A 19,064-nucleotide genomic window follows, 5' to 3' on the forward strand; every position below is an offset into this window, starting at 1 on the left:
GGGGGGGGCGGAGCGCGGCCAAATACTTTTGGCCTCACAACACCGACAGCACCCATGGTCTCGTCAACTTGGCGAGGCCCACAAATAGTAGGTAAGTGATCCTCAGCACGCGCCCTGATTGCTGCCATCATCGTCGCCGGCATCATGGGCACCTCTTATCCTTACATCGTGTTGAAGCTCGGCTTTGGCCCCAACGTCTCCATCGTCTCAGCGTTTTTCGGCTTTGTGTTGCTCAACTTCATGGGCCGAAGCGGCTCTGTCAGTTGACATGCACCGGCCAGTAAGAGGTAGGGCTTCGGCGGGCGAAAAGGTCCGTCCGAAAAAGACTTACGACCCGTTTCGCTGGTTTGATTCATCACCCGAGGTGATCCGCCGAGTGGTGATGATGTACGTGAAGTACCCCCTGTCGCTCCGCAACGTGGAGGACCTGCTCTACGAGCGCGGCATCGACATTTGCCATGAGACGGTGCGGCTTTGGTGGAACCGGTTCGGCCCGATGTTCGCCGCGGAGATCCGCCGCAAGCGGGTCCAGAACATGCGGGCGCACACTCACTGGCGTTGGCACTTGGACGAGGTCTACGTGAAGATCAACGGCGAGATGCGCTACCTCTGGCGCGCCGTCGATCACGAGGGCGAGGTGCTGGAATCCTACGTCACCACCACCCGCGACAAGGCCGCGGCTCAGGCCTCATCAAGAAGGCGATGAAGCGCCACGGCCGGCCTCAAGCCGTCGTCACGGACGGCCTGCGGTCCTACGGCGCCGCCATGAAAGTGATCGGCAACGCCGATCGCCAAGAGGTGGGCCGCTGGCTCAACAACAGGGCCGAGAACTCACACCAGCCGTTCCGACGACGAGAACGGGCGATGGAGCGATTTCGGAGGATGAAGACACTCCAGAAATTCGCCGCCGTGCTAGGCACGATCCACAACCACTTCAATCAGGAACGTCACCTCATCAGCAGAGACCTCTACCGCGAACGACGCTCAGCCGCCTTGGCTGAATGGCGGCAGGTCATGGGCTAGAGCCAGGCGCGGGTTGGGGGCATTGCGCCCTGGCGGAGACAAGTTGCCGTTGGACTGACAGCACCGGTCGCCCTATTGGCGGCGAAGGGGGACGTATGCGGATCACGATTGTGGGCGCCGGTATGGCCGGCTTGGCGTGCGCCAGGGGACTGGCCGGGCGGGGTCACGTCCTCACTATGCTGGACAAAGCCCGCGGTCCTGGTGGTCGCATGTCGACCCGCCGGGTCGCCACCAGCGCAGGCGAGGCGACATTCGATCACGGAGCCCAGTATTTCACTGTTCGAGATCCGGGTTTTCGAACCTTGGTGGACGACATGATCGCTGCGGGATGTGTTGCGCCTTGGCTAGCAGCGGGCGCGGACGCCTTGGTCGGTGTTCCTGGGATGAACGCGCCCATCCGTGAAATGGCGAAACCTTTTGACGTGCAATGGGGCGCCAAGGTGACGGCGCTGACCCCACTCGCCGAGGGCTGGCGCCTTGTCACGCAAACCGGGTCGTTCGAGGCGGATGCCGTGGTCGTGGCGCTGCCCGCCGAGCAGGCGGCAGAGCTCATTCGGCCGGCAAGGCCAGACCTGGCGGCGCTTGCCCGGGCCACGCCCACTGCGCCGTGCTGGACCGTGATGCTGGCGTTTGGGGACACCTTGCCGACGCCGGTGAACTGCCTCAGGGGGAGGGCGGCTGACGCGCTCGGCTGGGCGGCGCGCAACGGTTCCAAGCCCGGTCGGACCGGACCCGAGGCGTGGGTACTTCAGGCCAGCCCGGACTGGTCAAGGCAGCATCTCAATGCGGACGCCGACTGGGTTGCCGGTGAGTTGTCGGCGGCTCTTTCTGCGCGGCTCGAAAAGACGCTGCCGCCCCCGATCGCTTGCAGTGCGCATCTATGGCGGTATGCCCGCTCAGGCGTTGAGGGCTCCGGCGCCCTTTGGGACGCGGACCGTCGACTTGGCCTATGCGGGGACTGGTTTATCGGCGCACGGGTCGAGGCGGCGTGGATGTCGGGAACGATGCTGGCTGAGCAGATCGCCACGTAGGACGGACATCATTTCCGATAATGTTCAATGCGCTACATTATAACTTGCTGTTTTTATTGCACTTTTTGATGATATGAACTATTGGGCGTCAAACGGCGCGCAATCGGGACCCCCTATTCGGCTTCCGAGCGGCGATGCGCGTAGCTCTCAGCCAGCGCAGAGCATCGCCGCGGGGTGAGCCACTGATTGATCAGCTGCCCGGGAGGGGGTCTGGGGGGAGGTTGAACAGGTTGTGGATGAAGCGGGGCGTGCCGGTTAGGCGCGGTTTCTGAGTCGCCAGCTGTCGTTGCCGGTCTCGACGATGTCGCAGTGGTGGGTCAGGCGGTCGAGCAGCGCCGTGGTCATCTTGGCGTCGCCGAAGACGGCGGGCCACGCTCCGAAGGTCAGGTTGGTGGTGATGATCACCGAGGTGCGCTCGTAGAGCTTGCTGACCAGATGGAACAGGCGCTGCCCGCCGGACTGGGCGAACGGCAGGTAGCCCAGCTCGTCGAGCACCACGAGATCGAGGCGCGAGAGCTGGGCCGCCAGGGCGCCGGCCTTGCCGCGCCGGGCTTCGGCAGCTTGGCGGCGGTCAGGCGATAGCGGATGGAGGCGGCCTGGCGATGGTTGGTCTCGGCCTTGAGCAGGTCGGCCAGGATCTCCATGGCCGTGCGGTTGCGCTGAAGGCCTGTGGTGACGGTCTCATCGAAGGCCCCGGCCATGCCCTTCAGGCCCAATTGGGCGAAGGCTTGGATCATCTCATGCCGCTGCACGGGGACCTCGCAGCAGGTCGTAGCGGGCGCAGTCGGCGATGGGCGGATGGCGCAGGACCAGCGCCTCGCAGGTGTTGATCGGCTGGGGCGCTGGCGGCTCGCGCCGCCGGGCCAGGATGTTGAGGATGACCTCGTCGCTGGCGGCGCCGGCGTCCAGGGCCTCGCGGACGGCGTCATCGACCACATCCAGGCCATCGATCAGCACCGCCGCCAGCACGCGAACGAAGCGGCGGTCGGCCCGCTAAGGGGGTCCTTCTTCCACGCCGCTGCACAGCCGAGGCGTCGGCGGCGAGTCGACGGGCGATGAGTCCGTTCCGTAAGAAGCGATCAGACGCGCCGCCTATCAGGCTTTCAGACAGTACGGTTTCGGCGGACAGCAGCAGCCGCAGGGGTAGGTCGCGCGTCAACGCGCCTTGCAGCGCCGAGAGGCCGAAGATCGAAACGCTGGAACTGATCGCGCTGGCGTCAGCCGTCGCGGCGACGCTCTTGATCTGATCGATTGCGCGATCGGTTCCTCGGTTTGAAATGATCCGCACGCTACTCCTTTCGATCACCTGCAAGAGGGACGATCTCAAGTTGGCGGTCGATGACGCCCGCGATTTCCGAATGGAGAGGAAGATGACCGCGCTCCTTGGCCCAGGCTTCCCGAAAACGCGCTACAGTCTCGCGGGCGATACTGACGACCAGCCTTTCGGGAAGACCGGCTTTGGCCGCGAGGTAGGAGAGTTCGTCCTCGTTGAAGCCGTCCCAGCGGGCTGTGCGGCTAAACTTGAGGGCCGCTTTATCATCCGGGATGTAGGCCAAGGTGGAGACGAAGTCGTAGGCGGGCGACAAGGAGGGCGTGACGCCGTCTGCGTAGAGGAGCGACCAGTTTTTGAGGTGCATGTCGGCGTTGCCGATCAGGGCGTTGAACACCAAGCGGCGGATGAACTCGGTGATCCCCGCCTCCCCCGTCTCCAGCCACAACACCTTGGCGATCGCCCGATAGGTCGCGTGCTTGTACTTGTGGTCGGGGTACACGCCGAAGACCTGAGCGAAATCCTCCATATGGATGCGCTCGCCATCGGCTGTTCGATCGAAACGGCGGATCGCGTAGGCCGCGCCCTCCAGCCGGCCAATCCCCTCCGGTAGGCCGGCGATCTGGTCCAGATCGAGAAGCTGAATGTCGGGCACATCGATGCCCACGGACCGGGCCATGGTCATCATGGAAAATTCATTCTCGGAGACGCGGGGAAAGCGGGTCGATGGCAGTTTTACGATCCAGGAGCCGCCAACGCCGGTGGCCGGAACGGTCAAGCCTCCCTTTGCCTTTTCGAGCGCGGAGAATTTGAGCTGAACGCCGGCCAGAGAGAACCGCAGGGGGGCCTCTGTAGCCTCCCCAGGCGTGGAGAGAGCATCATCCTGCGGTTCCGGCGCCGGCTCTTCTCCATCTGGTCCGCGGGCGACGATGGCGCCGGGCAAGTCGCGCCCAAGCGCCCACAGGAGATAGAATTCCCGGACCACGTTTACCCCGGCCCTCTCGGCTAGGTAATCGCGCAGAGGTCCTTCCGGCAGAAGGTTCGAGAAGAAGGGTAAAAGCCGCGTCTGCGTGCGCTTTTGATCCCGGATCAGATCGCCCATGGCGTCCTTAAAGGACAGGCTCAGGGTTGGGCGCCCTGGGTCGTCCGCGTAGGCGTCATCGAAGGTGAAGACGCTCCTGTCGCCGCCCAGCCCGGTTATCGCGCCCACCTTGCGGTCGCCTAGAAAGATGTCGAGGATATCAGCGGCCATCGCCTAATCCTCCTCGTCGAGACTGTAGGCGGGGGTCTGCGCTGGCGTTCTGACATGGACAAGCCCGCTGCGGATCTTGGCTAGGCCATTGATGGCTGCATCGAGACCCTTCAGATCATCGCCGGCACTGTCGGCAGCGCGTCGGATGCCTGCGACAGCATCTTCCAACTGCCCCAAGGCGCCAGGCGTCTGAAACAGAGGCGCAATGGCGATCACGTCGAGGATCAGGGTGGCCAGGCGCTCAGTCGTGCTGCTCCTGGGGTGTTCGATCCGGAGGCGACGTAGCACGGGCTGAAGAGAATTTGCCAAGCCGCGCGCAGAGCGCAGATCATGGCTCGCCTCAGCCTCTCGGATCAAAGCCTTGACCGCCGGAAGGGAGGCGCGCGGCGCGAGAACAAGTTCGAGGTCCAGCAGCCGCGCGAGTTCCACCAAGGTGGAGACCTTCACGTCGACCGCCCCGCTTTCGATCCGCGAGATATGGGCCTGTGGGATACCAGCTTTCCCGCTGAGGTCCCTCTGGGACCAGCCTTTCTGCAGGCGCGCCTCGCGGAGGCTCTGGGCGAAGGCTTCTGCCTGGTAGCTCACGATGTAATCCAATGCATCATTGCGCATAAGCGATGCAGCGGAAGATATCGGTTTTTGATAGTTAGCGCAATGATGCGCTTGGCTGCATCAGATTGCGGCTTCATGCAGCAAAAGACATCGTCTCGTCAGACACTCGCCAACGCGGTCGCACACGCCTCCCCGTGTAGTAATTTTCAACGCATAGCACCTCGTCGCCGCGAGCTAGTGGTGAGATTCAGTCGCTTGGAACCCGCCCAAATCCTTCTCGGGAAAGGGATCGAGCGATTTCCAGGGGGACTCAAACGTCGCGTTCTCTCCACTAGCAACTTTTCACAGAGATGCGAGCCCAGAAATCCGGCACCTCCAGTGACCAACACCCGCCGCCCACTCGGCGTGGCGCTCGTGACACCATTTGTCCAAGATGAAGCAGGCGTATTTCCATCCGGATGCTCGGATTTCATCGTAGAGGTTCTCGCGATGGGGTTCGGTAAATCTACGCGGAGTCTAGGTGTTTGGTCCCGGGCTTTGATGGTGCAATCTTTTCCGCCGAGTGGAAGGAAGCACTATGGGCCAGATACTGCACGGAAGCGCCCGCACGACTGAGGCGGTCCGTCGAGCGATACAGCATAGTCAAGAGAGCCTGAGGGCTCTGGCCGGGCGGCACGGGATCAACCAGAAGACGGTCGCGAAGTGGAAAAGCCGGACCTCTGTGAGCGATCTCCCGACGGGCCCCAGGGAGCCAAGATCGACGGTGCTATCGGTGGAGGATGAGGCGGTCATCGTCGCCTTTCGCCGGCATACACTGCTGCCGCTGGACGATTGCCTCTATGCACTGCAACCGACGATCCCGCAGCTGACACGGTCGTCACTGCATCGCTGCCTGGCCCGTCACGGCATCTCGCGACTGCCGGAGGTCGAGGGCGACAAGCCCGCCAAGAAGCGGTTCAAGGTCTATCCGATCGGTTATCTCCACATCGATATCGCCGAGGTCCAGACCGCCGAAGGCAAGCTCTATCTCTATGTCGCCATTGATCGCACAAGCAAATTCACCGTCGTGCAACTGGTCAAGAAAACCGGGCGGACTTCGGCGTCCGCGTTCCTGGAAAGAGTGGTCGAGGCGTTCCCCTACAAGATCCACACCGTCCTGACGGACAACGGTATCCAGTTCGCCTTCCCGCCGCGCTACGCCGACGGCCCAACCGCTCGCTACATGACGCACATGTTCGACATGCGCTGCCGAGAGAACGGCATCGAGCATCGGCTTACCAAAGTGAAGCATCCCTGGACCAACGGCCAGGTCGAACGGATGCACCGGACCATCAAGGACGCTACCGTCAAGCGCTGCCACTACGACAGCCACCAGCAGCTCGAGGCTCACCTCGCCGTGTTCATCGACGCCTAAAATTATGGTCGGCGCCTTAAGAAGCTCAAGGGCCTGACCCCCTACGACTTCATCTGCAAAATGTGGACAAAAGAGCCTGCAAGATTCAAGATCAATCCGATCCATCAAAGCCCGGGACCAAACACCTAGACAGCGCCGGGAACAGCTTCTCCAGAACCGCCCATTCCTGGTCCGTTAGATCGCTTGAATACCGTAGGCCCTTTCGGGCATGCTTGCTCCGGGTGGTTTCGGTCCACATGTCGAATTCCGTTGTTGGTTCGCATCTCCAACAGAATCACAAGGGCCTGAAATCAAACAACTTCATTTCGGGTCAGCCTCTAATATTAGGCGCCGATCGCGGTTGACTGGAAATCAGCATCCACGCTTGGCGCTTAAGCCGGCTCGTCAGGGTCGGCGCGGAGCCGCTCTCGATAAAGTAGGCCTTGGGGAATCGGTTCGACACCGGACGTAAGGCCGGCCGGCTTTACGTCGTGGAGACCCAGGATGTGAAAGACGGTCGCACCGTCCGCGAGCAGGTAGTCGGCGATGATCCGCCGGTGGCATCGCCACCAGAGGACTTCCGCGCACATGATCGCGCAGGTGCGCTCGCGGCCTTGGGCGATCAATTCGGCGAGCCCTTCTTTGAAAGGCGGCGTCAGCGCGTAGTCGGCGTAGTTCCGGAAACTCTTGTTCCGCCAGAAGGTGTTCGGTGAGGTCTCGCGGCTAGCCTGGCGTCCGCGCAATCCACCCAAGGTCGCTATGTGGCGATAGCCGATCTGCCGTTCGGCGAGCGCGGCGGGAAGGGCCTCGCTGTTGAACTGGGGATTGGTGCGAGACCGCGGCATCTTACGCACATCGACGATCATGTCGGCTCCGACCGCTTGAAGGAGATCGGCGACCTCTTCGACAGACCGGGTGGAATGACCAATCGTGAAGAAGGGTCGCTGCGTATTGGGAACCGTGGCCGTCATGACGGTGCTCCAGCGCTGCGGATGCCCGTCGTCGAGTGACGCTTGGGCGCCGCAGCCTTGGGAGAGAGCTCAGCCGTAGAATTCATGGTCTTCGTTGTAGCCACCTTGCCCGGCGCCCAGGTGGGCGAAGGACTCGACGAACCCTATGGCCGCGATCCACTTGACCATCTTGTAACCAAGCTGGTTTTCACACCGCAGCCTGAGCGGCGCGCCATGGAGGATGTTGAGCGGCTCGCCGTTCATCTCGTAGGCCAGGAGGGTGAGGTCGTGACGCATGTTCGCGAGATCGTGGACGTCATAGTAGCGCCCGCCATCAGCTCCATCCGCGAGCGAATAGAAGACGACATAGCGGGCCTGAGGCAGGGGGCGGACGAGGTCGAGGATATCGCGCATGGGCACGCCGCCCCATTTGGCGACGCCAGACCAGCCCTGGATGCAGAAGTGGTCTGTGATCTGCGCCTGCTTCGCCATGGCCTGTAGGTCGGCCAACGATAGCTCTTGCGGCGCTTCGATCAGGCCGTTGACCCGCAGCCGGTAGTCGGCGAAGGCGTTCGCGGCCAGGGCGTCGTAGGCCTGCGAGTTCGGCATCGTGCCGTTTGGCCAGAAGAACGGCGATATGTCGCTCTCTTCGAATTGCGTCTTTGGGTCCATCCGCGTGGCCAAGGTCTTCAGCCAGCCGATCATGAACCTTCCGGTGCGCTGCACCAGCCGTGCGTGCCGTCTCGTGAACGGCGAGGCCAAGAGCCAGGCCGCCGTCAAGACAGCCATTGCCAGCAGGAACAGCGGCAGGCCCGCCCAAGAGTCGTTCTCGACGCCGGCGAACATGTGGTTGGTGTTCTGCCGCAGCCCGGTGATGAACACCATGACGCCGTGCATCGCGATGAAGGTCACGAACCAGGCGAACGAGAGGAAGTGTATCGACCGCATCGCCTGGCGATTGAGCAGCCTGCCGATCCAGCCCAGGGAGTTGGCGATCGCCGGGCTTTGCATCAGGCCAGTGACGATCGACACCGGCGCGGCGACGAACACGGTGACGAAATAGCTGAGCTGTTGCAGGCCGTTGTAGCGCGTCCAGCTGTGGTCCACCGGGAAGTTCAGCGAGGCGTACTGGATGGCGGTGGAGAGCGCGGCCGGAAATACCTCCCAGGTCAGCGGCACCAGCCGCCGCCATTGGTCGGTGGCGAACAGCAGCCCGTAGAACAGGACGCCGCTGATCACCCACAGCAGGTTGACCGAGAAGTGCCACCAGCGAGCCAGGCCCAAGGTATGGCGCAGACCGGGAATGCCCAGCCATGTCGGAAGCGTGACGGAGTCATCCTTGGCAGTCCAAACCCGACCCTTCGGCACGGGGCGCTGGAAACGAAACCAGTCCGTCCCCGGCGTGCAATCGCGCCGCCAGTAGAGCCGCGGATGGTCGGCCAGGATCTGCAGGCCGGCCCGGATGATGAACAGCATGAAGAACATGTTCAGGAAGTGCTGAACCTGCAGCCACCAGGGAAAGCCGGAATCCACCGGTGGCGCGGCTTGGGCGACGGCGATCAACACCATGAGCGCGGCAGTCCCGATGGGGAGCGCCCAGAGCACGCTGATCCAGCGCCGGCCGACGCGCACCCTCGGGACGATGCCGGCCTGCGGCGGCATCCAGTGATCCGCCAGCAGGCGATCGTCGGCCTGGGTAATGGCCGCCTCCAGCGGCTCCGGGGTCGTGGGCTTGTTGCTCATGTCAGCCGGCTGAGCGCTGCGCCCAGGTGCATGGCGATGTGATCGGTCTTGCTGCTCTTGATCTCGTACTGCGGGATCGCAGGGCTCGCGTGATGGGTATGGCCCTTGTAGTCGACGTCCCGAGTATGGACGCGGATGATCGTCCCGCTGACGCGGCCGGCCTCGGAGTTCCAGCTGACGCGATCACCGACATTGAATTGCTTAGCCATCGGGATCTGCCCGAGAGCTGAAATGAGCAGCTCGCTGGACGAGGTCGATCATGTGGGCGGCGGCGTGGATCGTTAGGGGGTGATGTGTGAAACCTGGCCTCGGCGAGATGTAGGCTGCCATATCGCGGACAACCTCCGCCTGCCTGTCAGAGCCTTCGGCCAGCAAGGCGATCATCAGGTTCTCAAGCGCGATCACGCGAACCCGAAGCTGCACCAGTTCGGTGTTGGTTATTTGAGGCTCGCGGTCGGGGCCCGCTTCCTCCGCGGGTGAGCCTTCTTGTGGTCCCTGGCGGCTCGCGCCGCCTTCGTTATCCCACCTCGAGAGCGCCTTCTCGCGTAGCCTCGCGCGGTCTGAGGCGCCGGGAATTTCATCAGCCATGAAGACCCCATTCTGAACGCCGGCAGGTGGGGTTCCCGAGCGACGCCGGAACTCCCCAGCTTACGGAACAGGCGGCCCTGACACACGTTCCCAACCCAGGGCGTCGGGAAGCTGGCCTGCATTGTTTTTTCTGTCAGCCGCGCAGTGCTCCCGCTGCGGCCCAAGCCCAAAAGGGGTACATCGTGGTCAACAAGATTCTCGCACCCGACCCACGAGCCCTGGCCGAGGAGGCGGTCGCGGAGCCCGTGGTTCATCACAAGCCGGTCGGCTTTTCGGATCGGTTCGCCCTGGGTTTCACCAAGCTGCTGCGCTTCGCCGCCGACACCTTCTTCGCCAAGCGCTACGGGCACCGCGCCATCGTGCTGGAAACGGTCGCGGCTGTCCCCGGTATGGTCGGGGCGACGATCAACCACCTGACCGCCCTGCGCCGCATGAAGGACGACGACGGCTGGATCCGCACCCTCATGGAGGAGGCTGAGAACGAGCGCATGCACCTGATGACCTTCGTGCAGATCGCCCAGCCCAACCTCTTCGAGCGCCTGGTGATCATCCTCGTCCAGTGGATCTTCTATATCGCCTTCTTCCTGCTCTACCTGGTCTCCAGCCGCACCGCCCACCGCGTCGTCGGATATTTCGAGGAAGAGGCGGTGATCAGCTACACCCTCTATCTGAAGGAGATCGACGAGGGCCGTTCGCCCAACGTCGAGGCCCCCGCCATCGCCAAGCACTATTGGAAGCTGCCCGACACCGCGACCCTACGAGATGTCGTGCTTGTCGTTCGCGCGGACGAAGCTCATCATCGTGACGTCAATCACGGGTTCGCCAGCACGCTTGCCGGCCTACCCATCGACCACGCCGCGGCGCCTTATCCGCCCCATGCCCACGACATCCGACTGACTGCGTGACATGGAACCCGCACAGGTCTCGCAGCCCTACCGCACCACGTCCGTATTTGATGAAACCAGTCTGCCGGCTGCATTGCGCCGCGATCACCGCACTAAGGTCGGCGTCTGGGGCGTGATCCGGGTCCTTGAGGGCGAGGTTGTCTTCACGATCCTCGATCCACCAGACGAGCAGCGCCTGACGCCCGAGCGGTTGGGCCTCGTCCTTCCGGAGCAACCTCACTTCGTGACGCCTGCCGGCCCGATGCGGATGCAGGTTGAGTTCTATGACCATCGGCCTGACTTGGCGGATTTGTAGAAAATTCCGGCGGTGGCGGCGAGAACAAGCGATGATTGCAGGGCGCTCCTCGGCGTCTTGACCACCGTTGGCCTTTCCCTGGGTCGCGGTTTTTTCAGCCGCCGCGATCGATTGGAAGCAAGCACGCGAGAAGCTGACACGCCGGCTAGGTGGCGCGAAGCAGGGCTACGCACGGCGGCCTTACAGCAAGGTTGCCGACTATCGACCTCAAGGTTTTCCGGCGTTCGCGAAGTGAACCTCCACCACCAAGCCGGGACTGTTGTCCGACAGCCTGAGTTCGGCGCCATGGAGCTCAGCGATCGCAGCTATCAACGCGAGGCCAAGGCCGGAACCCGGAGTGCTGCGACTGGCTCAACCCGCCCACCAGTGATCGTTTGATCGACTGGCAATCCTGACCGGACGCGGGCCAGTTCGAAGTCCCGCTCGATTGAAGCCGCGATCTGATACGAACGGCGCAGGGCGACCGTGGGGCTGTCCGTCTCTAACGAACGCCAGATTTCCCTCTTGCCGTCAATCGCCCGCAACGATCCGGGGACACGGCGCCGGTAGTAGTAACGACCGCCCCGGCATACGAAATGCGTTCGAATGTGTAGCGCGTTTGTGTAGCAGCCCCGCAAGTGTTTAGCTGAACGTTCTCGGACACTTAGGCCAGGATCGTGGTCAGGATTGTGTAGCAAGGGTGTGTAGCAAACGTCGAGAGACGGTTCCCCAGACGGTGAATCCTCAACGTTTTCAGCGATGTTTTGGAAGTTGGCGCACCCGACACGATTCGAACGTGTGACCTTTGCCTTCGGAGGGCGGCGTTAGGCCTTCTTACGCGGTTGTTTTGGCGGGGAAAACTCGGATTGGGCTTCCGGGGCTCCGGGACTATTCCGGGAGTTTATGGCCTCGCGCAGGCCGCTGTTGAGGGCGTGGGCGTAGAGGAGCGTCGACTTGATATCGGCGTGGCCCAGCAGGTCCTTGGTCTGGGCCAGGTCGCCGGTGCGCATCAGGAAGTCGGTGGCGACGTGGTGGCGGACGCTGTGGATGAGGCGGCGGTGATCGACCCCGGCGCGCTCGGCCGCCTTGCGCAGGCGGCTCTGCAGGGCGCCATAGGAGACCGTGACCAGCTCGCCCTTCTCGTCGTGCTCGATCCAGATGCTGTCGAGGTCGGCGGCCTGGGCAATGCCGACGCGGGCGGCGATCTGGCGGGCGTCGATCGGGCGGAGCGGCACCAGCATGGGCTTGCCGCCCTTGCGCTTGTTGATGGCCACGGATGCGCCCAGCGGGGTGTCGGGCAGGTAGGCGTCGGGGTGAAAGAACAGCTCGCCGAACCGCCAGCCATAGGCCAGTAGCAGCTCCAGCGCGAAGCCCTCGGTGGGGCCGCACGCATCGACCCAGGCCTGTTGGTAGGGGTCGGCGAAGTGGCGGATGTCGGTGACGGCCTCGGGCAGGGCCAGCGCCTTCCAGTCGATCGTGTGCAGGCCCTTCATGCTGCCCCAGACCGGTGAGGCGGCGCGGTTCAGAATGGGGCGGATGCGCTTGATGATGTCGCTGTTCACGGTGTCGTTCGACAGGGTATAGCGCTTGGCCTTCTGGCCCCCTTGAACGCCCTGGGCGGGAACGTCGAAGCCGCGCGCATAGGTCTCGCCCCGGCGCCGCTCGATGGCGGCGGCAATGGTCTGCGTCGTGATGTCGGTGAGCAGGGTCTGCGGCTTGAGCAGCCGCACCATGATCTTCAGGCGATGATAGATGACGCGCGATGAAGCCAGGTGCTGGCCGACCTCGGACCACCATCGGCCGGCGGCGACGTCGAGCGTCAGGCCATCGCGGGTTTCCGGGAGGCCGAGCGCGACCCTCTCGCGCTCTTTCCGCTCGAAGGCCTCGGCTTTGCGGAGGGTTTCCACCCCGGTAGAGCCGTGAAAGCGACGACCTTTGAACTGGAAGTCGTAGGCATAGAAACGGCTTTTCGCGGGCTTGTAGACAGACATTGGCCCGAGGGTCCTTCAGTCAGGTAGTGGCGGAGGTCGGCCTCGCGATAGCGCCGCGTCGAGCCGACCAGCGCCGCCCGGATGACAAGGGCGTCACTGAGAGACCGAAGGGTGCGGACGTCAAGCCCCAGCAGCGAGGCGGCGTCCGAACTTGTCGCCAGCGCGCCCTTGGCGAAGACCTCGGCGAAGCGGGCTTCGGTGATGGGGCCAAGGTCGGTCATGGCCGCGCCGCCGCTGGCTTGACCATGTGCGGCCTGTTGCGCAAGGCTGGGACGGGGGTGTGGCCATGCAGTTTTTCGAAGCTATCAACGCAGTGCTCAAGAACAACGGGCATCTGAGCGGCTGGGCGCAGTTCCTGGGCGCGATGATCGCCCTGGGCGTCACCTATTTCACTGCGAATCTGCCGATCTGGGCGGCGCAGCGGCAGGAGCGAGAGCGCGCCGCGAGTCTTAACGCGGCGGCCCAGCGCCTTCTCAACTCCTCTGCGCTCGCGGTCAGACGCGCCGCCGCAAATCTGATCGCAGGTGGATATGCTGCAGAAAATGCTATGCGCACCTCCAGTGTGTTGAGCGGGGCTGTTGACGCGCTGGATCGATTTCCGGTCCATGATCTGGCGGACCAATCGAGCCTGTCGCTGGCAGCTCGGCTCAGCGAAATGGCGCGGGTCGTTCGAGACACTATGCATGCGATTGAAGCGCATTGGATAGACGCCCGCGACAGCGGGTTCATTGTCGGCGGTGCGGCGCAGGAAGAGCTTGGCAATCTGATGCACGTGAACGTTACTTTGACCGATGCGACCGCTAGGGGCGTCGAGCCTGTGTTCATGGGCCCTGGGGCTGATCATGCGGCCACCGCGTCGAACAGCACGACCTCATCGCCCGGCCGATAGTCGGGTTTGACGGGGTCGGTATCCTGGATCTCGAACAGATCGCGTGTCGGCCCGGCCGCCGCCCTGCGCCGCGTCTCGGCGGCGGTGCGGGCGTGGTGCGGGGCGTCATAGGTCAGGTGGCAACGCTGGCACCAGGCCTTGAGGTTGGGGCGGTCGCCGGGCACGCCGACGTTCTCGGGCGTGTGGTCGAGGTGGGCGACGGTGAGCACCACCTTCGATCCGGTGTCGGTGTGCTCCTCGCCATTGATCTCGCGGCAGTCGGGATAGGCCGGCGAGCCCTCGCAGCGCCTGCCTGCACGCTGGCGGACTTCCAGGCTTATCGCCTTCCAGTCGGCCGGGTAGCGGGCGCGGTTTTCGCGGCGGATCGGCATGTCAGTCGTCTCTACCGTCGGCATGCGTCCACGGGCCGGCCTCGTCCTCGCTCGGCCAGGGCGTTAGGTTGAGGTGGAGACGGCGGAATTCAGATGTCGACATCTGTTCGAGCCTCGCGCTGGCGAGGCTCGAGCCATCAAACAGGCCTGCCGCCGCCTCGGCCGGCTGCGCCGCAATCCAGGCCTGGGCCTCGCGGGCGGCCGCGACATAGTCGGCGCTGGGTCGGCCGGTGATTTCCTGGCCAGGCACATAGCAGCGCCAAATGCGGCGACGCAGGTTCGGCGGCAGGCGGAACCAGTGCGGCTTGCAGCCCCACATGGCCGGCGGGACCTGCTTGGTGCAGCCGGTCCAGTGGCAATGATGGTCGCGGTTCTGGCCCTGGCCGCGAACGTAATCGGCCTTGGTCATCTCGCACCCTTCCGCATCGGCAGGGCAGCGATGAGCAGGACGTCGCACGTCGCCTTCGGCACCACGTCGGCATAGGTCCCGGCCTTGCTCGCCACGCTGAACCGTCCTCGGTCATAGCCAGCCAGCCAGACGCCCTTGACGATTGCCGCGATCTTGTCGGCCGCCTTGCCCGAATGGACCCGATGTTGGGCGGCGGCGGCCTTGGCGTCGACCAGTTCGCGGGCGACGATCGCCACGACGACCGACACCGCTCCGGCGCCGAAGGCGAGGCAGGCCGTGGCGACTTGGGGGGTGATGAACTCCAGCATCACGCGGCCTCATCCGTGCGTTCCAGCGCCTCGGCCGGCGGCGCCGTCGTCCAGCCCCGCGCCCAGCAGAACGCGGCGTAGGCGGCGACGTCGAGCGGATCGCCCTTGGCGACGTGCTTGGTCAGGGCGGCGCGGCACTCGGCTTCCCAATCGTCCGTCTTCCACTCCAGGCCCAGGCCGTGCTTCACTTCGGCCGCGCGGAGCTTGAGGGCCAAGGCGCGGGCGAAGCTGGCGACAAGCTCCAAGGTCTCTGGGTGCAGCTCGCGCTGCCGGATATTCATGTGGTGCAGGTAGAGGCGTTCCGGCCGGGCGATGGCCAAGACCATCGGCCACGCCTCGCCGAGGTTGAACGGCGGCGCTGGAAGCTCCATTGCGCGGCTCAGCGCGAGGTGGTCTTCGCACTGCTCCAGCCACGCGGCGATGGCCGCCAGCGCGTCGGATTCGGGTAGATCCTTGAGCTTGACGGCGGCGGCCATGATCAGGCCGCCATGCCGATGACCGGCACGTCGGGCCGGGCGACGTCGAGGGCGCGGCGCAGGGCGTGGACGCCCCGGCCTTCGAGATAGACCCAGCCCAGGTAGCGGGCGCTGTCGCCTTCCTCGGTGGCGAACAGCGAGACGCCCTGGCGGGGTTCGTCCTCGCCAAAGACGTGGATTTCGGCGTCGAACATCTGCAGGCCGGCGTCGCCGCGCTCGCGATGGATGGCGGCGACCAGCTGGGCCAGGGTCTCGAAGGCCACCGGCTTTTCGAGCGGTTCGAGGGGCTTGCGGATCAAGGCGAAGCGGGTGTCGGCGGGGATGCGGGGTCTCCTGAAATGGGCGATGGCGTGGGCCACGAACGGGCCGTGATGGGCGATTGCCTGGGCGCTGGGCGCCCAGGGGCTGGAAGCGGGACGCGGCATCAGGACTCGTCGCCTTCGCCTTCGCCTTGGTCGTCGGCCTCGGCGTAGTCATCGTCGTCCTGGTCTTCGAGGCCTTCGCCGTCGTCCAGGTCGTCGGGCGTGGCCTCGACTTCGTCGGTGGGGGCCTTGAGGTCGGGGCCGGTGAAGAGCGGGGCGCCGAGGGCGTGATTGAGGGCGAGGGCCTGGATGCGGCGCAGGGCCTCGAAGCCGGGGCCGGGAGCCCAGGCCAGCAGCTTGCCCTCGACGTCATTGAGGACGAGGGCGTCGCCATCCAGCGCAACCTTGAACGGCCCCTTGAAGCCGAAGGCCTCCAGGGCTTCGCGCAGGTGGCCGGAGAAGTCGAAGGCTAGGCCGTCGGCGATAGCGACGTTGGCCCGGAATTCGAAGTTGCGGACGGCCGCGAGGAAGGCTTGGCCCTCGGCGCCGGCGGCGTGCTGCTTGGCCTTGCGTTCGGCGTATTCGATCGCCTGCTTTTCCTGGTACTCGGCCGCCACGGCGGCGTCGGCGGCTTCCTTCTCGGCCTTGGCATCGACGAAGGCTTGGCCCTCGGGTGTTAGCTCGAATGGGCCGTTCAGCCAGGGGGTCAGGTAGCGCTCTTCGGTGTTGGCCTGTTCAGCGAGGTCAGCGCCAACGGCTGAGGCCTGTATGGCCAGCAGGGCCGTGTCACGCCCCTCGGGCCCGAACACGCCCGGCATGTAGACCTTGATCTGTGACCAAGCGTCATGGCTGGCCAACTTCACCTGATGATGGAAATGCCAAGCGGTCGGGCCTTCGATGGCCAGCAGCCCACGGCCGACGAGGGCGGCGGCCAGGGGGTCGGCCTCAATGGCGGCCGCGCAGTCGGCGGCCTGCCACCAGCTGGGCGTGGTGTTCTCGTTGTTGGCGCTGCCGAGATACACGACGATCTCGCCCAGCATCAGAGCCTCCGCGGTCGTCAGCTCCAGGGGCTTCGGGCGGGCCGCGATGCGCTTGAGGGCGTCGTGAACGGTCAACTGGCCGTCTTCCATCTGGCGCTTTTCGACATCGGTCAGCTTCAACAGCCGCAGCCGCTGCTGGACGAATTCGCGCGACTTGCGCTTGGCCTTCTCGGCCATCTGGGCGGTGTTCCAGCCGTTGCGCTTCATGATGCGCTCGAAGGCCTCGGCCTCTTCGAGCGGCGTCAGGTCTTCGCGCTGCAGGTTTTCCAGCAGGGCGCCGATCTCGTGGGCGGCGTCGTCAATTGCCTCGACCTTGACGAGGATGGGGAAGTCGCGGTCGAGGTCGCCGCGCTCGATGGCCAGGCCGATGGCGCGCCAGCGGCGCTCGCCGGCCACCAGCTGGTGGATGGCCAGGCCCTCGGCGTCGGGCTCGGCGTCGGCCTCGCGGACTTCCAGGTTGGTCTTCAGGCCGCGCTCGGCGATGTCGGCCGACAGCTCTTCCAGCGCGGCCTTGTCGAATTTCTTGCGGGGGTTGAAGCCACCGATGCGGATTTGACGGTGGAAAAGGTGGGCGTGACCCTCGGGCGGACGAACGGCGTTCGCATCGACGGCGACCGAGGTCACGCCATTGGCGCGGTCCAGGGCCTCCAGGGCGGCCAAGGCGGCCGGGGTCAGCGCCAGCGGATCACGGGTGATCAGGCCTTCCTTCTCCAGCGAGCCGAGATCGCGCGAAATGTTGCCGGCCATGCGGCCCGCCTTGGCCGCCAGGTCGCTGTTGCTGGTGAAGCCGCCGGCCTGGATGGCGCGCAGCAGGCTTTCGGCGGAGACGGCAAGCGGAGTCAGGGCGTTCATCGACTCGGTATCCTGAAATTGTGAGGGCGTTGCGCCCGGCGGCCCCATGCCTGCCGGGCGCGGCCACCAGGAACGGGGTAGTCTTACGAGGGCAGCAGACCGAACACGGCCAGGCGGCCGGTGCGGTCGGTGACCGTGCCGACGTGCGACTTGAAGACCGCCTGACGCACATGCTCGGCGCGGTGCAGGGCGATGCCCAGCAGCAGCTGACCCTCGTCCAGACGCCAGCGCAGGAAAGCGCGAAGTTCGGTGTTGCTGTCACCGAAATAGACCGGGATGCCGAGCACGAATTGCGTCGGCAATTCCAGGCCGCCACGGCGGGAGGTCGCCGTGGTCTCGTCGGTATATTCAAAGTTTTCGTTGTCCGACGAGGTGCGGACGGCTTTGACGAAGTTGACCTTGCGGTTGGCCTGGATGTCGCGGCAGGCTTCCAACAGGTCGGCTGCCAGCGGGGCGATGATGTCGGCGGCGTTCTCTTCCAGGTAGCGGGCGAATTCGAGCTGCGGCATCAGCTTGCCGTCGATCTTCGTCCAGGCTTGCCACTCTACCGAATAGGGCAGGGTGAGGGTGGCCCGGTGCGCGCCATGGTTTGGCTGGCTGGTCGGATCGTGCGCCTCGGTCGCCGCCGAGTGATAGTCGATGACGGCGATAATCGTGTTGGTGGCGATATTGGCTACCATCAGGGTGTCGTCGGTCTTGAAGCGCTGGACGTACTCGCTGAGCGAGTCGAGCGTCTGCAAGGTGACGGCCTGCTGGATATGATCTGGCAGAACCTTCGGCACGCGGTTGGGCTCGCTGACGTCCTGGGCGGTGTAGCCGTCGGGGATCAGCAGAAACTCGCGGTCGCTGCCGGTCTCGATTGAGACCGGCTTGGCGCCGTAGGCGGCCATGGCGAGGGCGGCGATCTGGCCGGCCTCGGTATCGATGTTGGGTTGCTCTTTCACGGTCGATCTTTCTTTCGGAGAGGAAGGATGGGCGGGGCGGCGGACGGCTTAGCCGGCGCCGCGAACCGGCGGCGTGTAGGCCACGTTGCCCTCTCGGGCGTCGCCGAGGGCGTCGACCGGAACAAACATTTCCTTCTGGTTCGGATCGCTGCGGACCAGGCCGCCGTCCTCGGTCAGGAAGAAGATGCCCTCGGGCAGGTCGTCGCGTGGCGACTTGCTGGTGACCCCGGCGGCCAAAGCGACCTGATAGCTGTCGCCCTTCATCGGCTTGACCTTGAGCTTCAAGGTGATTTCGCCGGCCTTGCCGGTGGCTCTGACAGCGGCTGTGACTTCCGCCAGTTGCTCGGTCAATTCCTCGACCACCCGGCCTTTACGGATCTGGCGAAGGATGTCGGTGAAGATTTCCATGGGTCGGGTTGTCCTTTCAGTGGTGGAAGACGAGAAGGGCGACAGCCAGGGTCACGACCCAGGCGCCAACAAGGACGACGACCGACTCGCCGC

21 protein-coding genes and 5 pseudogenes are annotated in these 19,064 nt (G+C 64.6%); 6 read left to right on the forward strand and 20 right to left on the reverse strand.

Features of this window, described 5'->3' with window-relative positions; all coding sequences use genetic code 11:
• Positions 1-382 precede the first annotated feature (382 nt).
• Together ACP696_RS08545 and ACP696_RS08550 are read left to right on the forward strand one after the other, a co-directional pair.
• Positions 383-1,023: pseudogene (locus tag ACP696_RS08545) on the forward strand (IS6 family transposase).
• A gap of 95 nt (positions 1,024-1,118) precedes the next feature.
• A complete protein-coding gene (locus ACP696_RS08550; RefSeq protein ID WP_426010028.1) occupies positions 1,119-2,054 on the forward strand; it encodes an NAD(P)/FAD-dependent oxidoreductase in 936 nt (311 codons plus the stop codon).
• Positions 2,055-2,309: 255 nt separating this feature from the next.
• Here ACP696_RS08550 and ACP696_RS08555 read toward each other — a convergent pair.
• The 5 genes and pseudogenes from ACP696_RS08555 to ACP696_RS08575 form a co-directional block, all read right to left on the reverse strand.
• A pseudogene (locus tag ACP696_RS08555) lies at positions 2,310-2,806 on the reverse strand (ATP-binding protein).
• Positions 2,793-3,044: pseudogene (locus ACP696_RS08560) on the reverse strand (IS21 family transposase); the annotation flags it as partial. The pseudogenes ACP696_RS08555 and ACP696_RS08560, both read right to left, overlap by 14 nt.
• Positions 3,045-3,343: 299 nt before the next feature.
• Positions 3,344-4,576, reverse strand: coding sequence for a type II toxin-antitoxin system HipA family toxin (locus ACP696_RS08565; protein WP_426010030.1), 1,233 nt, complete (start codon positions 4,574-4,576; stop codon positions 3,344-3,346).
• Positions 4,577-4,579: 3 nt separating this feature from the next.
• Positions 4,580-5,161, reverse strand: a complete 582-nt coding sequence (locus tag ACP696_RS08570; protein WP_426010031.1) for a helix-turn-helix domain-containing protein — start codon at positions 5,159-5,161, stop codon at positions 4,580-4,582.
• 173 nt (positions 5,162-5,334) lie between these two features.
• Positions 5,335-5,601, reverse strand: a complete 267-nt coding sequence (locus ACP696_RS08575) for an NAD-dependent epimerase/dehydratase family protein (RefSeq protein ID WP_426010032.1) — start codon at positions 5,599-5,601, stop codon at positions 5,335-5,337.
• 104 nt (positions 5,602-5,705) lie between these two features.
• Between ACP696_RS08575 and ACP696_RS08580 the strand changes: the two are divergent.
• Positions 5,706-6,671 (forward strand): annotated as a pseudogene (locus ACP696_RS08580) (IS481 family transposase).
• Here ACP696_RS08580 and ACP696_RS08585 read toward each other — a convergent pair.
• The 5 genes and pseudogenes from ACP696_RS08585 to ACP696_RS08605 form a co-directional block, all read right to left on the reverse strand.
• Positions 6,667-6,780: pseudogene (locus ACP696_RS08585) on the reverse strand (IS5/IS1182 family transposase); the annotation flags it as partial. The pseudogenes ACP696_RS08580 and ACP696_RS08585 sit on opposite strands and share 5 nt — an antisense overlap.
• Positions 6,781-6,913: 133 nt before the next feature.
• Positions 6,914-7,492 (reverse strand): DUF488 family protein, encoded by a 579-nt coding sequence (locus ACP696_RS08590; protein ID WP_426010034.1) that lies wholly within the window; start codon positions 7,490-7,492, stop codon positions 6,914-6,916.
• A 69-nt stretch (positions 7,493-7,561) separates the two neighbouring features.
• Positions 7,562-9,214, reverse strand: a complete 1,653-nt coding sequence (locus tag ACP696_RS08595) for a molybdopterin-dependent oxidoreductase (protein ID WP_426010035.1) — start codon at positions 9,212-9,214, stop codon at positions 7,562-7,564.
• Entirely contained in the window at positions 9,211-9,423 is a 213-nt protein-coding gene (locus ACP696_RS08600; RefSeq protein WP_426010036.1) for a DUF2945 domain-containing protein, read from the reverse strand. The genes ACP696_RS08595 and ACP696_RS08600 overlap by 4 nt, the downstream gene beginning before the upstream one ends.
• On the reverse strand, positions 9,416-9,802 hold the full coding sequence (locus tag ACP696_RS08605; protein WP_426010038.1) for a hypothetical protein: 387 nt from the start codon (positions 9,800-9,802) through the stop codon (positions 9,416-9,418). The genes ACP696_RS08600 and ACP696_RS08605 overlap by 8 nt, the downstream gene beginning before the upstream one ends.
• Positions 9,803-9,984: 182 nt before the next feature.
• Here ACP696_RS08605 and ACP696_RS08610 point away from each other — a divergent pair, with 182 nt between their 5' ends.
• Together ACP696_RS08610 and ACP696_RS08615 are read left to right on the forward strand one after the other, a co-directional pair.
• Positions 9,985-10,707, forward strand: coding sequence for an alternative oxidase (locus ACP696_RS08610; RefSeq protein ID WP_426010040.1), 723 nt, complete (start codon positions 9,985-9,987; stop codon positions 10,705-10,707).
• Position 10,708: 1 nt separating this feature from the next.
• Positions 10,709-11,002, forward strand: coding sequence for a DUF1971 domain-containing protein (locus ACP696_RS08615; protein WP_426010042.1), 294 nt, complete (start codon positions 10,709-10,711; stop codon positions 11,000-11,002).
• 308 nt (positions 11,003-11,310) lie between these two features.
• On the opposite strand, the gene ACP696_RS08620 is transcribed toward ACP696_RS08615, so the two are convergent.
• Together ACP696_RS08620 and ACP696_RS08625 are read right to left on the reverse strand one after the other, a co-directional pair.
• Entirely contained in the window at positions 11,311-11,679 is a 369-nt protein-coding gene (locus ACP696_RS08620; RefSeq protein ID WP_426010043.1) for a DUF6538 domain-containing protein, read from the reverse strand.
• Positions 11,680-11,805: 126 nt separating this feature from the next.
• A complete protein-coding gene (locus ACP696_RS08625) occupies positions 11,806-12,972 on the reverse strand; it encodes a tyrosine-type recombinase/integrase (RefSeq protein WP_426043667.1) in 1,167 nt (388 codons plus the stop codon).
• A gap of 286 nt (positions 12,973-13,258) precedes the next feature.
• Here ACP696_RS08625 and ACP696_RS08630 point away from each other — a divergent pair, with 286 nt between their 5' ends.
• The gene (locus ACP696_RS08630; protein WP_426043668.1) at positions 13,259-13,861 is read left to right on the forward strand and encodes a hypothetical protein; all 603 of its coding nucleotides are present in this window, start codon (positions 13,259-13,261) and stop codon (positions 13,859-13,861) included.
• Here ACP696_RS08630 and ACP696_RS08635 read toward each other — a convergent pair.
• The 8 genes from ACP696_RS08635 to ACP696_RS08670 form a co-directional block, all read right to left on the reverse strand.
• The gene (locus tag ACP696_RS08635; protein ID WP_426043669.1) at positions 13,813-14,232 is read right to left on the reverse strand and encodes a hypothetical protein; all 420 of its coding nucleotides are present in this window, start codon (positions 14,230-14,232) and stop codon (positions 13,813-13,815) included. The two genes, ACP696_RS08630 and ACP696_RS08635, sit on opposite strands and share 49 nt — an antisense overlap.
• A 1-nt stretch (position 14,233) precedes the next feature.
• Complete coding sequence (locus tag ACP696_RS08640) at positions 14,234-14,641, reverse strand: hypothetical protein (protein WP_426043670.1); 408 nt, start codon at positions 14,639-14,641, stop codon at positions 14,234-14,236.
• The gene (locus tag ACP696_RS08645) at positions 14,638-14,949 is read right to left on the reverse strand and encodes a hypothetical protein (RefSeq protein ID WP_426043671.1); all 312 of its coding nucleotides are present in this window, start codon (positions 14,947-14,949) and stop codon (positions 14,638-14,640) included. The genes ACP696_RS08640 and ACP696_RS08645 overlap by 4 nt, the downstream gene beginning before the upstream one ends.
• The gene (locus ACP696_RS08650; protein WP_426043672.1) at positions 14,949-15,425 is read right to left on the reverse strand and encodes a hypothetical protein; all 477 of its coding nucleotides are present in this window, start codon (positions 15,423-15,425) and stop codon (positions 14,949-14,951) included. Before ACP696_RS08650 ends, ACP696_RS08645 begins: the two co-directional genes overlap by 1 nt.
• Positions 15,426-15,427: 2 nt before the next feature.
• Positions 15,428-15,850 (reverse strand): hypothetical protein, encoded by a 423-nt coding sequence (locus ACP696_RS08655; RefSeq protein WP_426043673.1) that lies wholly within the window; start codon positions 15,848-15,850, stop codon positions 15,428-15,430.
• The gene (locus ACP696_RS08660; RefSeq protein ID WP_426043674.1) at positions 15,850-17,619 is read right to left on the reverse strand and encodes a ParB/RepB/Spo0J family partition protein; all 1,770 of its coding nucleotides are present in this window, start codon (positions 17,617-17,619) and stop codon (positions 15,850-15,852) included. Before ACP696_RS08660 ends, ACP696_RS08655 begins: the two co-directional genes overlap by 1 nt.
• A gap of 83 nt (positions 17,620-17,702) precedes the next feature.
• Positions 17,703-18,563 carry a DUF2303 family protein gene (locus ACP696_RS08665; protein ID WP_426043675.1) on the reverse strand — a complete coding sequence of 287 codons (861 nt, stop codon included), beginning with the start codon at positions 18,561-18,563 and terminating at the stop codon, positions 17,703-17,705.
• A 48-nt stretch (positions 18,564-18,611) separates the two neighbouring features.
• Entirely contained in the window at positions 18,612-18,971 is a 360-nt protein-coding gene (locus ACP696_RS08670; protein WP_426043676.1) for a hypothetical protein, read from the reverse strand.
• Positions 18,972-19,064 lie beyond the last annotated feature (93 nt).

This window comes from Caulobacter sp. DWR3-1-2 (genome assembly GCF_049896225.1).
Lineage (GTDB): Bacteria > Pseudomonadota > Alphaproteobacteria > Caulobacterales > Caulobacteraceae > Caulobacter.

Coding starts and splice junctions, on each gene's coding strand:
- ACP696_RS08625 (WP_426043667.1), bottom strand. CDS start 12,972: ATGTCTGTCTACAAGCCCGCGAAAAGCCGTTTCTATGCCTACGACTTC.
- ACP696_RS08605 (WP_426010038.1), bottom strand. CDS start 9,802: ATGGCTGATGAAATTCCCGGCGCCTCAGACCGCGCGAGGCTACGCGAG.
- ACP696_RS08640 (WP_426043670.1), bottom strand. CDS start 14,641: ATGACCAAGGCCGATTACGTTCGCGGCCAGGGCCAGAACCGCGACCAT.
- ACP696_RS08575 (WP_426010032.1), bottom strand. CDS start 5,601: ATGAAATCCGAGCATCCGGATGGAAATACGCCTGCTTCATCTTGGACA.
- ACP696_RS08630 (WP_426043668.1), top strand. CDS start 13,259: ATGCAGTTTTTCGAAGCTATCAACGCAGTGCTCAAGAACAACGGGCAT.
- ACP696_RS08550 (WP_426010028.1), top strand. CDS start 1,119: ATGCGGATCACGATTGTGGGCGCCGGTATGGCCGGCTTGGCGTGCGCC.
- ACP696_RS08595 (WP_426010035.1), bottom strand. CDS start 9,214: ATGAGCAACAAGCCCACGACCCCGGAGCCGCTGGAGGCGGCCATTACC.
- ACP696_RS08645 (WP_426043671.1), bottom strand. CDS start 14,949: ATGCTGGAGTTCATCACCCCCCAAGTCGCCACGGCCTGCCTCGCCTTC.
- ACP696_RS08565 (WP_426010030.1), bottom strand. CDS start 4,576: ATGGCCGCTGATATCCTCGACATCTTTCTAGGCGACCGCAAGGTGGGC.
- ACP696_RS08615 (WP_426010042.1), top strand. CDS start 10,709: ATGGAACCCGCACAGGTCTCGCAGCCCTACCGCACCACGTCCGTATTT.
- ACP696_RS08655 (WP_426043673.1), bottom strand. CDS start 15,850: ATGCCGCGTCCCGCTTCCAGCCCCTGGGCGCCCAGCGCCCAGGCAATC.
- ACP696_RS08660 (WP_426043674.1), bottom strand. CDS start 17,619: ATGAACGCCCTGACTCCGCTTGCCGTCTCCGCCGAAAGCCTGCTGCGC.
- ACP696_RS08590 (WP_426010034.1), bottom strand. CDS start 7,492: ATGACGGCCACGGTTCCCAATACGCAGCGACCCTTCTTCACGATTGGT.
- ACP696_RS08635 (WP_426043669.1), bottom strand. CDS start 14,232: ATGCCGATCCGCCGCGAAAACCGCGCCCGCTACCCGGCCGACTGGAAG.
- ACP696_RS08670 (WP_426043676.1), bottom strand. CDS start 18,971: ATGGAAATCTTCACCGACATCCTTCGCCAGATCCGTAAAGGCCGGGTG.
- ACP696_RS08650 (WP_426043672.1), bottom strand. CDS start 15,425: ATGGCCGCCGCCGTCAAGCTCAAGGATCTACCCGAATCCGACGCGCTG.
- ACP696_RS08600 (WP_426010036.1), bottom strand. CDS start 9,423: ATGGCTAAGCAATTCAATGTCGGTGATCGCGTCAGCTGGAACTCCGAG.